This is a genomic window from Rhodococcus sp. OS5 (assembly GCF_056837585.1).
Genome location: NZ_CM166368.1, coordinates 2,107,243 through 2,122,475 on the forward strand (window position 1 = coordinate 2,107,243; position 15,233 = coordinate 2,122,475).

Here is a 15,233-nt window from a genome sequence, read left to right on the forward strand (position 1 = left end):
TGCCGCGTCACTGGGCCACAGGGACTTGCGAATCGACACCCAGCGAGGCTGACACAATGGGCCTCGTGATCGAAGCCGAAACCTGTTCCGCACTGTCTGCTGTCGATGAGCCGCTGGCAGGCAGCGCTGCCGTCGTGCAGGGCTGGGTATGCCTCGAATTCAATGCCGCGTGGGGTCGTGACGTGTTGGACGGTACGGCCTTGGGGGAGGAGCTTGCCGCCGAGCTGAGCCGCCGAGCCGATGCAGCGAACGTACGAATCATGTTCGTTCGGCGACCCGGGCGCACCGATCCGATGACTGATGGACACACCGTCCTGCTTGTGCGCTCCGATCCGAGCGACTCATGGTGTGAAAGGTTGCACATCGATTCGCCGATGGAATTACTCGACGTCGATTTCTTCTTGTTGGATGGGCCGCCACCAGGACTGGGCGAGCAAGTGACCGAGCCAGTCGTATTGGTTTGCGCACACGGCAAGCGCGACCAGTGCTGCGCTGTATTCGGCAGGCCGATCGCCGCAGCGCTGATGTCGTCCTTCGGACCCCAGGTGTGGGAGTGTTCGCATACCGGCGGGCACCGATTCGCGCCGTCGATGATCCTGTTGCCGAGCGGCAATACGTACGGCCGTCTGTCGGCAAGTGAGAGTGTCACGGCCGTGGAGGTGGCTTCCCGAGATCAGGTCCATTTGCCAGGCCTGCGTGGACGGAGTTGTTGGTCTCCTGCGGGGCAGGCTTCGGAAATTGCTGTGCGACAGCAAATAACCTGCGGAATCGACGACTTGGCTGTCATCGAGCAGGCGAGTGACGGGACATGCGTCGTCGCACATGTGGACGGCCGGCAATGGGCCGTGGAGACTGCAGTCTCCGAACTCGCGCCGCGTCCACCGAGTTGCGGCGCGGCGCCCAAGCCGGTCAGGCCGGTTGTCGTCACGTCGATTCGAGACCTGTGATTTCATCGTCGGTTTTCTACGATCAGTCTCGATGAACTCGGGTGTGGGTCATCGCTACTGCAACAGGAGCGCAATGACTGCGGGCGGTAATTGACGTTGTCCGAGGAGGTTTACGCGTTGGCATCCGTCGAGTTCGACTGCCATCCGCGTGCCGCCCGATCCGTCGGGACGAAGTACGTCGATCGAAGCGATGTGATGGGCGACGAGATCGCATGGGCCTGCAGGTGGCGCGGTGGATGCAACCTCCATCAGATCAGTACTCTGCTGGCGTGACAAGCGGATTCGGGACTCGGGCAGCGGCGGTTCGGTGGAATAGCGGCACACCAGTAGTCTGCCGACGTCGGAAATCGGTGTAGCCAAAGCTGTTTCCGTCAGTGGGCGCGCGTGAGTGTCTTCGTGTTCTGCCATGCGACTCATGTCAGCTTCAGTGGTCGTCGCGAACGGTTGTCCGATCGACTCCGCGCAGGTTCCGGCGTCATCGGAGGAGATGCCGTCGACCGGATGCTGCGCGCGGCTGATCTCATGTAGTTGGCTCAGGGCTGCGTGTGGTTTCTCTTGCAGTCCGCAGGGCGCGGTCGGCCAGGTAGGGCGTATGGCTGCTCCTGCTTCGTCTACCAGCCACAAACCGGCTGGCGGGACGAGACGGTACGCGCAGTCGGCCCGGACGTTGGCAGGAAATCGACGAGACTGTTCGCGGAATGCATCGTCCACCGCGTGGATGTCCCCCTCGAGGCGTATGGAGTCGATGGTCAACCCACCGTCGGACGTTTCTCCGCGTTCGCATCGAACAACGGCAACGGGGCTGAAATCAGGAGGCGGGTAACCACTTCCCTCGGGGCGAAGTGCGATGCTGCTGTCGCGTGCCTCGGGGGCTACGAGCGCGGCGGTGATATCAGGGGCGAGGCAGTCTGCCCGATCGACCGCCGTCGCGACCGGCGGAGTGAAAGATTCATAGTCTCGAACGCCGGTCCAAACCAACGCAACGGCGACGACACTGACGACGACGATAAAGACCCCAGCTGTGAATCGTCCACTCATACATCGACACTATGTGCTTTTGCGATGGATTGAGGCGAAGTCTCGACCATTGCGGGTGCGACGTAGCATCGCTGCTATGACAGTCGATTTGGTTGCGCCTGACGAGGCCTTGTGGGTGTCCTGGTTGGAGTCGCGTGACGAGTGGGGCGGACCGCAGGCGGATCAGCCCGGCTCGGCCTTGGGAGTTGCGCAACGTCTGGATCTCGACCTTGCCTCCCGCGATGGGTTCGGGCACTGGGTGCAGGAGTTGTTGGCGCAGCCCGAGGCGTTGCCGGGGCCCGACATTGTCCCGGCAACCAACTGGTGGATCGTTCGAGACGGCAGGTATCTCGGTGCTATCCAGTTGCGGCACAGCTTGAATGAGTTCTTGGCTGATCTTGGTGGTCATATCGGCTACGGGATTCGGCCGTCGGAACGGCGGAAAGGGATAGCGTCGGCTGCTCTGCGGGAAGTGCTCACGTATGCCGGCGACCCGGTGGGGCTCAGTCGCGTCCTGATTACCTGCGACGAAACGAACGCGGGTTCGCGTAATGTTATCGAAGGGTGTGGGGGACTTCTCGATAGCGTGCGCCCAGCTGATCAGTTGTCGCGCAACCTCGGCCATTCGGGAGACACGCTTCGCTACTGGGCGGCCACGGGCCGGTCAAGCGCCAGTTGACCGTTTTTGACCGTCAACGGGAAGTCGCGGTCGCAGGGTAGGCGACACGGGACGCGATGCTTTCGCTGAGGTCGTGGATTTCTGCGGCGAGGACGTCTCGGCTCTTCGTGTCCGACTCGTGAACGAAGGTTGTCGATCCCAGTGTGGCACCGCAATATTCGATGATTCCGCGTTCGATCTGTGTCCGGAAGGCCTCGTACACGCCGTGTCGGTCGAAACTCTCGGCGTCGTCACCTGCGACTGGAATCAGGTGGACGGTGAGTCGGTCCAGTTTCTTCACGAATTCGCTTCCCGGGGTGAATTCGTACGCCCATCCGCTGACGAAGACTCGATCGATCCAACCTTTGAGTAGTGCGGGCATCGACCACCAGTACATCGGAAACACGAGAATCAGATCGTCTGCACGATCGATTCGGTCCTGCTCGGCTACAACGTCGGCCGGGGGAGTCCCTTTGCCGCGGAACAGGTTCACATCGGCTTCGGCGAATCGGGGATCGAAATTCTCGGCATGTAGGTCCGCGAAGTCGACGTCGCCGCCCAGGTCGCGGATCGCGTCGGCGGTAGAACGGGCGACATGCTGGGTAAGTGACTGGGGATCGGGGTGGGAGACTACGACGAGTGTGGTCATGAGCGTCCTTCGGTAGATGGTGCGCTTATGTACTAAGAGTAGGTTACTATTGGTATATAGCGCAAGGAGGTGTCCGATGGCACGTACGAGACTGTCGCGAGCCGGCAGGTACGAACAACTCGTGGAGGTGTCGTGGGCGTTGGTGCGAGAGGAGGGTGCGGACGCGCTGACCCTTGGTCGGTTGGCTGAACGTGCCGGCGTTGCAAAGCCAGTTGTATACAGCCATTTCGCCTCTCGCGCCGCGTTGTTGGCAGCCCTCTTCAAGGAATTCGACGATCGTCAGACGGTGATGCTCGAGGAGTATCTCGATGCCGCGGATGAGTCTCTGAACGGACGCGCGAATGCCATCGCCGACTCCTACGTCGGATGTTCGCTGGCGCAGGGGCGTGAACTGACGGGTGTGCTTGCAGCGCTAGAGGGTTCGCCCGAGCTGGAGCGGGTCAAGCGTGAATCGGAACACGCCTATTCCGAACGATGTCGGGAGGTGCTGACTCCCTTTGGTGCGGGCGGAGGACTTGCGCAACCTTCGATGACCGCAATATTCGGTGCTGCAGAGGCACTCTCGCATGCGGCGGTAGCGGGAGCGCTCTCGCCCGACGATGCTCGAAGCGAACTTGCCGCACTGATAGTCGCGGTGGTCGGCCGGACCTGAGGTCACCGGTTATCTTGGTGCCCATCCAATTCGACGCGCTCACGCATGGATTCGGATATCGCTGTCAGAGTTCTGACGAACGCGTCGATCGCGGGAGCAAATGGAGGTTTGCCGTAGGTTGCGACGGAGACAGTGCGTCGCTCGCCGGGAATGCGGTGTGCGCGGATACTCGGGTTCTGATGTGCCTGGAGGGCGAGGGCCGGAAGGGTGCTTACCCCGCTTCCGGAGGCGACCAGGGCTTGGACGGCGACGTAGTCGTCGGTCTCGAACTCGATCCGCGGAATGAATCCAGCTCGATTGCAAGCGGTGAGGAGGTGGGCTCGGCAGCTCGGGCAACCGGCAATCCAGGTCTCACCGGCGTAGTCCGTGATCTCGTTGGCGGCATCTGCATTCCGCGCAGAGGTGATCAGGTACAACGGATCTTCCAGTAAAGCCGTCTGCGCGACATGCTTGAGCCCGACTTCAGGGGTGTCCTCGTGCGCGAAGACAACAGCTACGTCGACATCGTTGTTACGGAGCAGTGCAAGTGCTTTGGGTGGTTCTGCATCAACGAGGCTGATGGACACATCGGGGTACTGGGACGTGAACGCTGCCATCGCCTGCGGAATCAAACTCGCCAGGGCTGACGGGAATGCGGCCAGTCGTACCCGCCCGGCCCTCAGTCCTGCGTACGTCTGGACTTCGGCTACCGCTGCGTCGACGTGGCCGAGGATCTCGGTGGCTCGCCGAACCAGCACTGCGCCGGCGTCCGTCAGGCGCAGTCCACGACCCGCTCGCTGGAACAGTGGAACCCCGACTTCCGATTCGAGCTGTCGAAGGTGGTGACTGATGGAGGGCTGCGCGTAACCGAGAGAATCGGCGGCGGCTGTCACCGACCCTTCCTGTGCAACAGCGACCAGGACCCTCAGTCGAATTGGATCGAGCATGCCAAAATCATAGAAGATTTCGATGCTTTGGACGAAAACACGTATTGGATCTATGAATCGGTGTTTGGCAGGGTGAATCACATGGCACCGGCATCTGATCTCACGGCATCAAACCAGCTACATCCACCCGTATGGGCAGACATCGAGCGTGCCAGTCAGGTCGTCCGTCGGCATCTACCGGTCACGCCCCTGATATCGCACCCGACCTTGGGTGCGGGCTCGTGCAGCCAATTGTTCGTCAAACACGAGAACGTGCACCCCACGGGTGCGTTCAAGGTTCGCGGCGGACTGAACCTGGTGGCAGGACTGGATGAGGCGACGCGGGCGCGGGGGATTGTCGGCTACTCGACCGGAAACCATGCTCAATCCTTGGCGTATGCCGCGGCGGGTGCGGGCGTGCGGTGTGTGATCGTCATGCCGGTTGGGGCGAATCCAGTCAAGGCTCACGCTGTCCGCATGCTCGGAGCCGAGCTCATCGAGCACGGTGTGAACTTCGACGAGGCACGTGCTCATGCCGATTTCATCAGCGAACGTGACGGCCTGCGTCTCGTGAGCGCCGCCAATGAGCCGGCAATCCTCGCCGGTGTTGCAACGGCCTACGTCGAACTCCTCGAACAACAACCTGATCTGGACGCGGTGGTGGTCCCAGTCGGTGGCGGCAGCGGTGCGGCGGCGGCGTGTCTCGTCGCCAGTGCGCTTGCACCGCACCTCGAGGTGTTCGCAGTGCAGTCTGAGGCCGCACGAGCCGCACATGACTCGTGGAGTTCCGGCACGTGCGTCGAGCGCCCGAACACCACCCGTGTCGAAGGGCTTGCGACCGGTGCGGGGTTCGCACTCACTCAACGTGTCTTGCGTGAACGCCTCGGGGGATTCCTGCTCGTCACGGACGATGACATCACCCTCGCGCAGCGGGCGTTGCTCTACGACGCTCACACTTTGAGCGAAGGCGCCGGTGCGGCCGCACTTGCTGCGGTCTATGCGCATCCGAACACCTTCGCTGGCAAGCGCGTTGCTGTTGTCTGCACGGGCGCCAATGCCTCCGAGAATGAGATCCGCAGGGTCGTCGGCTGACCGATGGCATGATCGGAACCATGGGCCAGTTTGGTAGGGCGGCACCAATTTTGCATCGCGTATGTGTGTCTGGAACAAGATTTCGCTTCCACGATTCAGCAAAGTGAACAGGGTCGCATCTCGCGACAGCAAGGCCACCGTGGAGGAGACGTGATGCTGCCGACAATCGTCGTTCGGGACGGGACTGTGCTCGATGGTAGAGGGAGCCCGCCCAGGAAAGCGGATGTTGCGATCTCCGGTGACACGATCGTGGAAGTCGGAACGATCGGTGCTGTGCCGGGGGCGATCGACATCGATGCTCGCGGTTGCATGGTGGCTCCCGGTTTTGTGAATGTGCTCAGCCATAGTTACCTCACGCTGCAGCAAGACCCACGAGGATTGTCGGACTTGTATCAGGGGGTCACAACCCAGGTCTTCGGTGAAGGCGTGTCTCTCGGACCGGTCACGGGTTCGATGACTCCGGCGATGCTCGGATTGGGCGCGATTCCAACTGGGGTGCAATCACATTGGCCGAGGTTGCATGATTTTCTCGAATCCTTGGAGACGAACGGCGTCGGTTTCAACGTGGCGAGCTTCGTCGGCGCGGCGAATCTGCGCATGGTGGTTGCGGGTGTGGACAATCGCCTGTTGAGTGAACAAGAGCTGGCCGAAGCGTGTGCCCTGCTCGACGAGGAGCTTGAAAATGGAGCTCTCGGAGTGGGTTCGGCTCTGATCTATCCACCCGGAAGCTATGCGGATTCCGGCGAGTTGCGAGCATTTTCGCAGGTGCTCGCCAGACACGATGCCGTCCATATCTGCCATCTCCGAAGCGAAGGGCAGAGGTTTCTCGAAAGCATCGAGGAACTGGTCGATATCGCTCGAACGACAGGAGCGCGCGGGGAGATCTACCACCTCAAGGTTGCTGGTAAGTCGCACTGGCACAAAATGTCCGAGGCCTTGCAATTGGTTGAGTCGGCTCGCGAGGACGGTGTGCGAATCACCGCGGACGTATATCCGTACGAGGCGGGGAACACGCTGCTCAGTGCCGCGTTGCCACCGGAGTTTCGGTGTCGTGACACGACGGCCGGGCGCACGCACCTGAACTCGACCGGTGTCCGAGAGCAGATCCGCGAGAGGATCCATCGTGAGGACGAGGACTGGGAGAATCTCTACGCTGCGTCCGGAGGCGCCGATGGGGTGACGATCTTGTCCGAGGTACCGGCACTCGGGATCCGAGCGGGGGAAGCTCTGGGATCTATTGCTCGGAGGATGGGGCATCACGACCCGGTAGACACCATACTGGCTGTTCTCGACGCTCTCCCCACAGCCGAGGCTGCCTATTTCATTGCGTCGGAGGACAACACGCGAACTGCCTTCGAGCGTCCCTGGGTTTCGGTTGGTTCCGATGCCGATGCTCAAAGCACGGAGACCCTTTTCGCGGGGCAACCCGTCCACCCCCGTTCATTCGGAACTTTCGCCCGTATTCTGAGCCGCTACACCCGCGGCATTGGCGGGCAATCAGTCGAGGAATGCGTTCGCCGAATGACCAGCCTTCCTGCTGAAAACTTCGGTTTGGCGAAGCGGGGCTACATTGCGCCAGGGGGATACGCCGATCTGGCGATCTTTGACCCCTCGCAGGTAGAGGATCTCGCGACATACGACAACCCAAGAGTGTATGCGACCGGAATGCGGCACGTTGTGGTCAATGGGCAACCGGCACTGTCGGACGGGGTGCCGACGGGGATGCTTGCAGGGCGCGCACTTCGGCGCTCGCGCAACGGGTTCGATGCAGTGAGGTGACGAGCTGGCACCGGGGTCAGCTCCGGATCGGCGAAGCGGCCACTGCCGGGAACGACCCTTCAGCGGCCACTTCGCCGGACCACGTGAGAGCCCTCAGAATTTCGCCGGGGTTTGCGGAACGATCATGGCCACCAGAGCCGCCGCAGCCGTCGCGCCGACCAGGACTCCGAACGCGGCCATGTACGAGAACTGGTCCACCATCCATCCCATCACGAGGGGGGTGATGAAACCGGCGAGCTGTCCACAACCGTTGATCAAACCCATTCCGGAACCGAGGAATTCGGCAGGCAATGCCCGCAACGGGAGGGCGAAGATCGACATCGAGCACAGTCCGCTGACGCCCATCGCGAGGGTTTGATAGAACGTGAACATCGCGACGGTATCGGTGGTAGTCATCAAGAACAGCAGAATGGCGGAGGTGGCCATGCACGGAACGAGCAGAATGCGCGCGCTGTCGTGAAAGTACTTGTCCACCAGACGTCCACCGACGACGATGGCCAATGCCGTGACGATGAACGGGATCGCCGCGAAGATTCCCGTATCGATCAGCGAGAGCCCCTTTTCGTTGAGGAGGTAGCTCGGCACCCAGGTCAACAGCCCATATCCGGCCATGTTAGCCAGGCAGAACAGAAGTGCGAACTTCCAGACCGAAACGGACTTGAATACCGCGGCGCGTGAGTGTTCACTGGCGAGCGGTTGCAGTGCGGCCTCCGGATCTTCCGTGATCTCTGTGTCCAACGGCGCCGGGAGCACCAACCAGACGACTGTGCCGATCACGGCGCCGACTATGGCCACCAGCCAAAATGCGTCCCGCCAACCGACGGCCATGAGAACTGGGGCGATGATCAATGGTGCGATGCCGGGGCCCAGGTTGTTTGCACCGATCATGAAGCCCATGGCCGTGGCGCGAGTTTTCGGACGGGTTCGCTCAGCCAGAGCTTTGAACGACGCTGCTGGGAAGAGACCCTGGCTGAGCCCGAACATCGCACGCATGACCATCAGCGAGACGAGTCCCCAGGCGAATCCTGTCAGTGCGGTGAACACCGACCACAGGATCAACGCAACGATCAACAGTGGCCGGGGTCCGAATCGGTCGGCCAGCATGCCGCCGGGGACCTGCCCGAGCATGTAAAAGATGGCGAAGATCGACACGACTCCGCCCAATTGCGTATTACTGAGGGAGAATTCGTCTCCGATCATCGGCAGTGCAAGCCCGATCATCACGCGATCTATCATGTCGATCATCCAGATCGTACTGAGCAGCCCAACAGTCATAGTCGTTGTTCGACGAATTGACTTGTTGTCCAATATGTTTTGTATCGACTTGCCGCCGCTATGCGAGGGTTCCTCAACTGTGGCGCGTTCCGACTTCATCATGCCTCCTGAATTGCGTTGTGCCGCATGGACTGATGAAGTGTGGCAGCGGACACGTAGGCCGCATTGGTCCGTTCGGCCAATAACCGACCGAATGTTTCGTCGGGCGGTACAGCGTCACTCGGGTGAGATTCCGGGTGACGATGTCACCAGAGCTTTAACTGCACAAAGCTCTGTCCACGGTGTCTACGACGTGTTGCGTGGCGGACGCAGTCGTGGGAAGAGCAGTCACCGCAAGGTTTACGGCGCGCCCGTTGTCGGTGATGCCGCCGCGGGTCTCGTAACCGACTATGTCGCCGCCATGGCCCCAGTAGACCCCGCCGCACGAGAGAGTCCTGCTGGTGAGGCCGAGGCCGTACTCGAGTCCGGTGGGCCCGCCGACGTGGACGGTGGTACGCATCTGGTCGAGTTCGGCTGCGGGGAGCAGTCGTCCGTCGAGTAGCGCGTAGAGGAACTGGTTGAGGTCCGAGGTGGTGGAGATCAGCTGCCCTGCGGCCCATCCCCACGATGGGTCCATCTCTGTGACGTCACTCAGTGGGCTGTCTGGTGCGGTGCGGTGGTATCCCTTGGGATGGGGACCCCGGATGGTCATGTCTCCCGGGGATGGGAAGTAGGTGTCGCGCAGGCCGATCGGCGCGAAGATACGTCGATTCATCTCCTCGGCGAGGGGGCGGCCGGTAACCTTCTGTACGAGTAGGCCGGCCAGAATGTAGTTGGTGTTGCTGTACCCCCAACTCGTTCCGGGCGGTGCGTCGGCGGGGTGTTGGAACGCGACGTCGAGCAAATCGTGGGGGTCGGCGTAGCGGTATCTGATCTCTTCGTCATTGACGTGTATTCCGTAATCGGGGAGTCCGCTGGTGTGTTGGAGGAGTTGGCGGATGGTGATGTTGTGGCCGTCGATCCCGTCTCCGCGGACGAGTCCGGGTAGGTAGGTCTCGATGGGGGTGTCGAGTTCGATCTTTCCTTCGGCGACCAGTTGCAGGACCACTACTGCGGTGAAGGTTTTGGTGTTGCTGCCGATTCGTATCTGGCCGTTGGGGGGTACCTCTGATCCGGTGGTCAGGTCACCGACTCCTGCGGTGTAGTTGTGGGAGTTGCCGTTTCGGTCTTGGATGCTTGCGAGGGCGGCGGGTAGTCCGTCCTCGCTCACCAGTGCGTCGAGGGAGCGTTGAACCGCGTCGGACTCGGTGGAGGAAGAACCGACGGTATCGGGACTGAGGGCGGATGACGGCGAGCAGGACGCCAGCGTCATGGCACCGAGGGCCGCCGCGGCAACGACCGAAAAGGTCCGGTGCCGTTTGCGGTCCTGCCGGCGATCTGAGGAAGGGAAGCCCTTTCGAATATTGTTACGCATCAGTAGAACTCCTGAGGATTGGTAGGTTCGGGACATCGTTCGCTCGGGAAGAATTGTTGTTCGATGTTGCGTGCGAAGTCGTGCACGAACATGTTTCCTTCACTTCTCGCACATCGCTGCGTCGACAACTCGCTGTGCTGCTACGAAGGCGTCCTCGCTCATCGGGATGTGATTGAGGGTGAGAGTCACAGCGCGTCCTGTGGTATCGACTCCGCCCGAGGTGCCGAAGCCGGGAATTCCGCCGCCGTGACCCCAGATCTCCTTCCCGCAGGAGCTGTTCACGCGGACTAGTCCGAGTCCGTAGCTGTCCTGCGGGCTCCTGTCGAACGGCACGGTGTGTTTCATCTCGGCGAGCCTGTCATTCGAGACGAGATCGCCGCGTAGCAAAGCCGTGAAGAAAGTGTTGAGGTCGGCGCCCGTTGCGACCATCGCACCTGCGGTGTCGGCCCACGACACGTCGCCATCGGTGACATCGACCTGAATGCCGTCAATCGGGTGATAGCCCTGTGCATGAGAACCGCGGATCTGTGTCTCGCGGGAGGCGGGAAAATAGGTGTCCATCAGTCCGAGCGGATCGATTATGCGGGTGGTGATCTCCTGCGCGGCAGGGCGTCCTGTGACCTTCTCGATGAGCATCCCGAGCAGAATGTAGTTCGTGTTCGAATAGACAGCCTTGTCTTTGGCTGCCGGGCCGGGTGGAAGAGACATCGCGATATCGACCAGTTCAGTGGGGGAGAGTGCTCCGGTGGTTGTGCGCTTGTCCCCACCAGCAGCTGGCCGGGCTTGATGTCTTCCGGCCGTGCTCCGCCGGCGGCGAGGTAGTCCGTCAGTCCACTGGTGTGCTGCAAGAGATCTCGAATGGTGACTCGGTTGCCGTCGTTCCCGTTGCCTACGACCGTTCCGGGCAGGTAGTGCTCGATGCTCATATCGAGGTCGAGCAGTCCGTCGTCGACGAGTTGCATGACGACGGTCGAGACGAAGGCCTTTGTGTTGCTGCCGATTCGGACCCGCGCATCATCGGGGATAGGCTCGCCGGTGGCGGTGTTTCCCATTCCTGCACGAATGATGCGAGTGCCCCGCGACGGGTCGGAGATCACGAGTTGTGCGCCGGGGATCCCCTGCTCGATGACGCCGTCGAGCGCCTGTTGCACGGCAGCGTCGCTTTGCCGAGTGGAATCAGTGGAGTCAGTGGTGTCACCACATCCGCTCACGCCCAATATGAGGGCTGCAGCGGTGACTGCCGGAAGCACGGTGAGCAGGGGGCGACGTCGAAGGGTGGTCATTGGTTGTGGTCTCCTGTTCGTCGAATCTCGTGGTGAGTTCCACATGCAGAGAACAGTATTGACGTGCGTACGCGTCCTCCATGGTGCGAAGTGCAGTCTCTCGGTGGTGCGTGCCGGAGCGTACGGGGTGTAGCCGGCTGCACCTCGGAGTCCGGCGTCTCGCGGCCGATACTGTCGGTTTCACGAGCTATTTCGGAGTAGGCGGCCTTTGGTGATTGACAGGAGGCCTCAGCGACAAAGGGCGATATCCACCGCGTGTTCGAGTTTTCTCCGGGTGGCGTCGTCGACTACTTGCATGCTGACCGCGATGTTCGCTTCGCGTCCGTCGTCGGTAGCGCCCCCGCGTGTCTCGTATCCAGGGAAACTGCCGCCGTGGCTCCAGGACAGGCCGCCACACGGTAGCGGGCGGCTGACCAATCCAAGTCCGTAGCGGGCATCGGGTCCGAAGGTTTCCTCCGCGGGGACGGTAGTGCGCATCTGGTCGAGTTGGGCTGCGGGGAGCAGTCGTCCGTCGAGGAGTGCGTGGAGAAACTGGTTGAGGTCCGAGGTGGTGGAGATCAATTGCCCTGCGGCCCATCCCCACGAGGGGTCTATCTCTGTGATGTCGACGGGAGGCGCGTCCGATGACTCCCGGTAGTAGCCGCGGGGGTGAAGTTCCGAGATCTTCTCGTCGTATGGTTCAGGAAAGTATGTGTGCTGCAGATCGATCGGCGCGAAGATTCGCCGGTTCATCTCCTCGGCGAGGGGTTTTTCAGTGATCTTCTGTACGAGTAGGCCAGCGAGGACGTAGTTGGTGTTGCTGTACTTCCAACTCGTTCCGGGGGCGAAGTCGGCAGGATGTTCGAGCGCGATGTCGAGAAGTTCGCGTGGGTCGTAGTATCGGACTTCGTCTTCCAGGTAGTTGCTGTAGTTGGGGAGTCCGCTGGTGTGTTGGAGGAGTTGGCGGATGGTGATGTTGTGGCCGTCGATCCCGTCTCCGCGGACGAGTCCGGGTAGGTAGGTCTCGATGGGGGTGTCGAGTTCGATCTTTCCTTCGGCGACCAGTTGCAGGACCACTACTGCGGTGAAGGTTTTGGTGTTGCTGCCGATTCGTATCTGGCCGTTGGGGGGTACCTCTGATCCGGTGGTCAGGTCACCGACTCCTGCGGTGTAGTTGTGGGAGTTGCCGTTTCGGTCTTGGATGCTTGCGAGGGCGGCGGGTAGTCCGTCCTCGCTCACCAGTGCGTCGAGTGAGTGTTGAACCGCATCGTGCCGCGCAGCGACGGTATCGGCGGACGACGAGCACGCACCGAGGGTGACCACGCTGAGAGTCATTGCGACGGAACAGAGGGCGCGGTGCCGTTTCCGGCTTTGTCTTTGGGGTGAGGGAGGTTGGCCCTGTCGACTGTGGCGGCGCATCAGTAGAACTCCTTGGAGAGATTGATCGGTCTGGACACGATCCTGTCTGCTGGAGGATTGGTCGCGCATCGCTCCGACGCGGGAAAACCATCTCCCTCGATCGGGGGAGGCCATCGCCGAGCGGCCCAGTCATACTTGTCGAATCATGATCACCGGACTACGACCGCTGATGCGGGGCTCTACATACTCAGCTGTACTTTTCGCCTTTTGTGGTGTGTTGGCAAGCCTGCCACTTCTGGTGGTTGCGATGTTGCCTGCTCTCGCGTGGCAATCCGCACCCGAGTTCGTCCGGGTGCTTTCGGTCCTGCTCATATGGGTGACTTTGGTAGGAGCACTCGGCCTGGTGCATCCTGTGCGACGCGCGCTCATCGTTACTGCCCGCCGACTGCTGCAGGTGTCGCTGCCGAGTCCAGCGCTCGGACACCGTACTCCTAACCTCTCGGAGATTGATCGCTGGCGGGCCCCGCTCTGGATTGTCCTGCATGTCATGGTGGGTTGGCTGGCGGCGCTCGCGACCAGCGTCCTTTTCATCATGGGGATTTCGCTCCCGGGGAACTGGCTCGGCGGCACGGCGCGAATCAGTCTGTTCGATACGTCGGTTGACGTGACGGGTGGATGGACCTGGATCGTGGCGGCCGGCTGCCTCCTGCTTGCGGTAGGAATTTGTGTCCTGGTGGCAACACTGCTGAGATGGCTGGCGCCACGACTGTTGGGGCCGTCCACGGCTGAACGGCTCGCGCTGGCGGAAGAACGTGAACTGCAACTGGCCGAACGTAATCGGGTCGCTCACGAGTTGCACGACTCGATCGGACACACGCTCACCGCCGCCACGATCCAGGCGGCGGTGGCCGGCGAGGTGCTTGCCTCCGATCCTGCCGCAGCGAGGGCCGCCATGCGTAGCATCGAGGAGTCGACACGGGCAGCGCTCGAGGACCTGGACTACGTACTGGGTGTACTTCGCGAGGAGAGGCCTGGGGCTGTACCTTCTCGGACGCTGTCGGACTTGCCCGCGTTAATTGATCGGTTGCGGCATGCGGGGGCGGTTGTGGAGGTGAACCTGTCGGGTGACCTTTCACAGATCCAGGGGACACTCTCTCGCGCGGCGTACCGGATCCTGCAAGAGGGGACGACCAATGCTCTGCGGCACGGGGACAGCGGGCCGATCGAAATCACGGTGGCAGTCGGCTCGGAGAGCGTCGAGCTCAGAGTGGTCAACAGCATCGGGGCAGTGACCGGGGGAAAGGCAGACGTAGTTCGAAGATCAGGGCGCGGCCTGGCAGGTTTGGCCGAGCGCGTGCGACTCTTGAACGGTGAGTTCAAGGCTGGACCGGACGGAGCCCAGGGCTGGCGATTGAGTGTTCAGTTGCCGGTACGGGTGGCACGATGACCGAAGCCAATTGGAGTGAGGACGCCGCCGAACCTGCAAGCATGCCAGTCACCCTGCTGATTGCGGATGACGACGACGTTACCCGCAGCGGCCTGCGTATGCTGCTCGCAGCTCAGCCCGGGATTGTGGTCGTCGGCGAGGCTTCCGACGGTATCGAAGCAGTGGAGCTTTCGCGGCAACTTCGTCCGGATGTGGTGCTGATGGACGTGCGGATGCCGCTGCGCAACGGAATAGAGGCAACTCGGCACCTCCAGGCCGAGTGCACCGAACCGCCGAAAGTCTTGGTAATCACCACTTTCGAAAACGATGGCTACGTCACGGCCGCACTCAGTGCGGGCGCGAGTGGCTTCGTGCTGAAGCGGCTCCCAGTCCCGCAGATCGCAGCGGCAGTACGTGTGGTGGCGGCGGGCGAAGTGATCCTGTTCCCTGCCGCGCTACGCCGGATGGTTACGCCCCGCCCGTTGGTCTCCGCTGAGGCGTTCCCGAATGCAGCGCTGACAGCAAAGGAGGAAGAGGTATTGCGGTTGATGGCCACCGGGCTGTGCAACTCGGATATTGCTCAGGTTCTGGTTGTGAGCCTGGAGACAGTGAAAACGCATGTCGGGAACGTGCTGGCAAAGCTCGGTGCTCAGAATCGGACGCACGCTGTCGTCATCGCCTACGAGTCTGGTCTGGTGGTCCCGGGGTCAGGCACCGATACGGAACCCTGTGCAACTGGCGGTTGATTGCTTTTGTCAG

14 protein-coding genes and 1 pseudogene are annotated in these 15,233 nt (G+C 61.6%); 7 read left to right on the top strand and 8 right to left on the bottom strand.

The window, feature by feature from the left end; translation table 11 throughout:
- The first annotated feature begins 56 nt into the window (after nt 1-56).
- Entirely contained in the window at nt 57-947 is an 891-nt protein-coding gene (locus ACVZUB_RS09750) for a sucrase ferredoxin (protein ID WP_058226415.1), read from the top strand.
- A gap of 54 nt (nt 948-1,001) precedes the next feature.
- Here the strand turns inward: ACVZUB_RS09750 and ACVZUB_RS09755 are convergent, their stop codons facing one another.
- Nucleotides 1,002-1,985 carry a hypothetical protein gene (locus ACVZUB_RS09755; RefSeq protein ID WP_003940911.1) on the bottom strand — a complete coding sequence of 328 codons (984 nt, stop codon included), beginning with the start codon at nt 1,983-1,985 and terminating at the stop codon, nt 1,002-1,004.
- 76 nt (nt 1,986-2,061) lie between these two features.
- On the opposite strand from ACVZUB_RS09755, the gene ACVZUB_RS09760 reads away from it, so the two are divergent.
- Complete coding sequence (locus ACVZUB_RS09760; RefSeq protein WP_065352190.1) at nt 2,062-2,643, top strand: GNAT family N-acetyltransferase; 582 nt, start codon at nt 2,062-2,064, stop codon at nt 2,641-2,643.
- Nucleotides 2,644-2,656: 13 nt separating this feature from the next.
- Here ACVZUB_RS09760 and ACVZUB_RS09765 read toward each other — a convergent pair whose 3' ends face one another.
- Nucleotides 2,657-3,271 carry an NAD(P)H-dependent oxidoreductase gene (locus ACVZUB_RS09765; protein ID WP_003940783.1) on the bottom strand — a complete coding sequence of 205 codons (615 nt, stop codon included), beginning with the start codon at nt 3,269-3,271 and terminating at the stop codon, nt 2,657-2,659.
- A gap of 76 nt (nt 3,272-3,347) precedes the next feature.
- On the opposite strand from ACVZUB_RS09765, the gene ACVZUB_RS09770 reads away from it, so the two are divergent.
- Nucleotides 3,348-3,923 (top strand): TetR/AcrR family transcriptional regulator, encoded by a 576-nt coding sequence (locus ACVZUB_RS09770; RefSeq protein WP_042449699.1) that lies wholly within the window; start codon nt 3,348-3,350, stop codon nt 3,921-3,923.
- A 2-nt stretch (nt 3,924-3,925) separates the two neighbouring features.
- Here the strand turns inward: ACVZUB_RS09770 and ACVZUB_RS09775 are convergent, their stop codons facing one another.
- The gene (locus ACVZUB_RS09775) at nt 3,926-4,849 is read right to left on the bottom strand and encodes a LysR family transcriptional regulator (RefSeq protein WP_283551822.1); all 924 of its coding nucleotides are present in this window, start codon (nt 4,847-4,849) and stop codon (nt 3,926-3,928) included.
- 81 nt (nt 4,850-4,930) lie between these two features.
- Between ACVZUB_RS09775 and ACVZUB_RS09780 the strand changes: the two genes are divergently transcribed.
- Nucleotides 4,931-5,920 (top strand): threonine ammonia-lyase, encoded by a 990-nt coding sequence (locus ACVZUB_RS09780; protein WP_050656871.1) that lies wholly within the window; start codon nt 4,931-4,933, stop codon nt 5,918-5,920.
- A 153-nt stretch (nt 5,921-6,073) separates the two neighbouring features.
- Nucleotides 6,074-7,699: an N-acyl-D-amino-acid deacylase family protein gene (locus ACVZUB_RS09785; protein WP_007727452.1), complete on the top strand. Its 1,626-nt coding sequence runs from the start codon at nt 6,074-6,076 to the stop codon at nt 7,697-7,699.
- 93 nt (nt 7,700-7,792) lie between these two features.
- Here the strand turns inward: ACVZUB_RS09785 and ACVZUB_RS09790 are convergent, their stop codons facing one another.
- From ACVZUB_RS09790 to ACVZUB_RS09810, 5 genes and pseudogenes are all read right to left on the bottom strand, one after another.
- Entirely contained in the window at nt 7,793-8,935 is a 1,143-nt protein-coding gene (locus tag ACVZUB_RS09790) for an MFS transporter (protein ID WP_230691667.1), read from the bottom strand.
- A gap of 295 nt (nt 8,936-9,230) precedes the next feature.
- Entirely contained in the window at nt 9,231-10,427 is a 1,197-nt protein-coding gene (locus ACVZUB_RS09795; protein WP_230359677.1) for a serine hydrolase domain-containing protein, read from the bottom strand.
- Between the two features lie 99 nt (nt 10,428-10,526).
- Nucleotides 10,527-11,135 carry a serine hydrolase domain-containing protein gene (locus ACVZUB_RS09800; RefSeq protein ID WP_245361423.1) on the bottom strand — a complete coding sequence of 203 codons (609 nt, stop codon included), beginning with the start codon at nt 11,133-11,135 and terminating at the stop codon, nt 10,527-10,529.
- Nucleotides 11,136-11,206: 71 nt separating this feature from the next.
- Nucleotides 11,207-11,755, bottom strand: a pseudogene (locus tag ACVZUB_RS09805) (serine hydrolase); the annotation flags it as partial.
- A gap of 183 nt (nt 11,756-11,938) precedes the next feature.
- Nucleotides 11,939-13,024, bottom strand: coding sequence for a serine hydrolase domain-containing protein (locus ACVZUB_RS09810; RefSeq protein WP_230359678.1), 1,086 nt, complete (start codon nt 13,022-13,024; stop codon nt 11,939-11,941).
- A gap of 298 nt (nt 13,025-13,322) precedes the next feature.
- On the opposite strand from ACVZUB_RS09810, the gene ACVZUB_RS09815 reads away from it, so the two are divergent.
- Together ACVZUB_RS09815 and ACVZUB_RS09820 are read left to right on the top strand one after the other, a co-directional pair.
- Nucleotides 13,323-14,495, top strand: coding sequence for a sensor histidine kinase (locus tag ACVZUB_RS09815; RefSeq protein ID WP_231917257.1), 1,173 nt, complete (start codon nt 13,323-13,325; stop codon nt 14,493-14,495).
- Entirely contained in the window at nt 14,492-15,220 is a 729-nt protein-coding gene (locus ACVZUB_RS09820; protein WP_073512447.1) for a response regulator transcription factor, read from the top strand. Before ACVZUB_RS09815 ends, ACVZUB_RS09820 begins: the two co-directional genes overlap by 4 nt.
- The last annotated feature ends 13 nt before the right edge of the window (nt 15,221-15,233 follow it).

Bases quoted from the DNA above. Each gene is read 5' to 3' on its own strand.
- ACVZUB_RS09750 (WP_058226415.1), top strand. From the start codon at position 57: ATGGGCCTCGTGATCGAAGCCGAAACCTGTTCCGCACTGTCTGCTGTC.
- ACVZUB_RS09795 (WP_230359677.1), bottom strand. From the start codon at position 10,427: ATGCGTAACAATATTCGAAAGGGCTTCCCTTCCTCAGATCGCCGGCAG.
- ACVZUB_RS09770 (WP_042449699.1), top strand. From the start codon at position 3,348: ATGGCACGTACGAGACTGTCGCGAGCCGGCAGGTACGAACAACTCGTG.
- ACVZUB_RS09765 (WP_003940783.1), bottom strand. From the start codon at position 3,271: ATGACCACACTCGTCGTAGTCTCCCACCCCGATCCCCAGTCACTTACC.
- ACVZUB_RS09775 (WP_283551822.1), bottom strand. From the start codon at position 4,849: ATGCTCGATCCAATTCGACTGAGGGTCCTGGTCGCTGTTGCACAGGAA.
- ACVZUB_RS09760 (WP_065352190.1), top strand. From the start codon at position 2,062: ATGACAGTCGATTTGGTTGCGCCTGACGAGGCCTTGTGGGTGTCCTGG.
- ACVZUB_RS09810 (WP_230359678.1), bottom strand. From the start codon at position 13,024: ATGACTCTCAGCGTGGTCACCCTCGGTGCGTGCTCGTCGTCCGCCGAT.
- ACVZUB_RS09790 (WP_230691667.1), bottom strand. From the start codon at position 8,935: ATGATAGATCGCGTGATGATCGGGCTTGCACTGCCGATGATCGGAGAC.
- ACVZUB_RS09800 (WP_245361423.1), bottom strand. From the start codon at position 11,135: ATGTCTCTTCCACCCGGCCCGGCAGCCAAAGACAAGGCTGTCTATTCG.
- ACVZUB_RS09785 (WP_007727452.1), top strand. From the start codon at position 6,074: ATGCTGCCGACAATCGTCGTTCGGGACGGGACTGTGCTCGATGGTAGA.
- ACVZUB_RS09780 (WP_050656871.1), top strand. From the start codon at position 4,931: ATGGCACCGGCATCTGATCTCACGGCATCAAACCAGCTACATCCACCC.
- ACVZUB_RS09820 (WP_073512447.1), top strand. From the start codon at position 14,492: ATGACCGAAGCCAATTGGAGTGAGGACGCCGCCGAACCTGCAAGCATG.
- ACVZUB_RS09755 (WP_003940911.1), bottom strand. From the start codon at position 1,985: ATGAGTGGACGATTCACAGCTGGGGTCTTTATCGTCGTCGTCAGTGTC.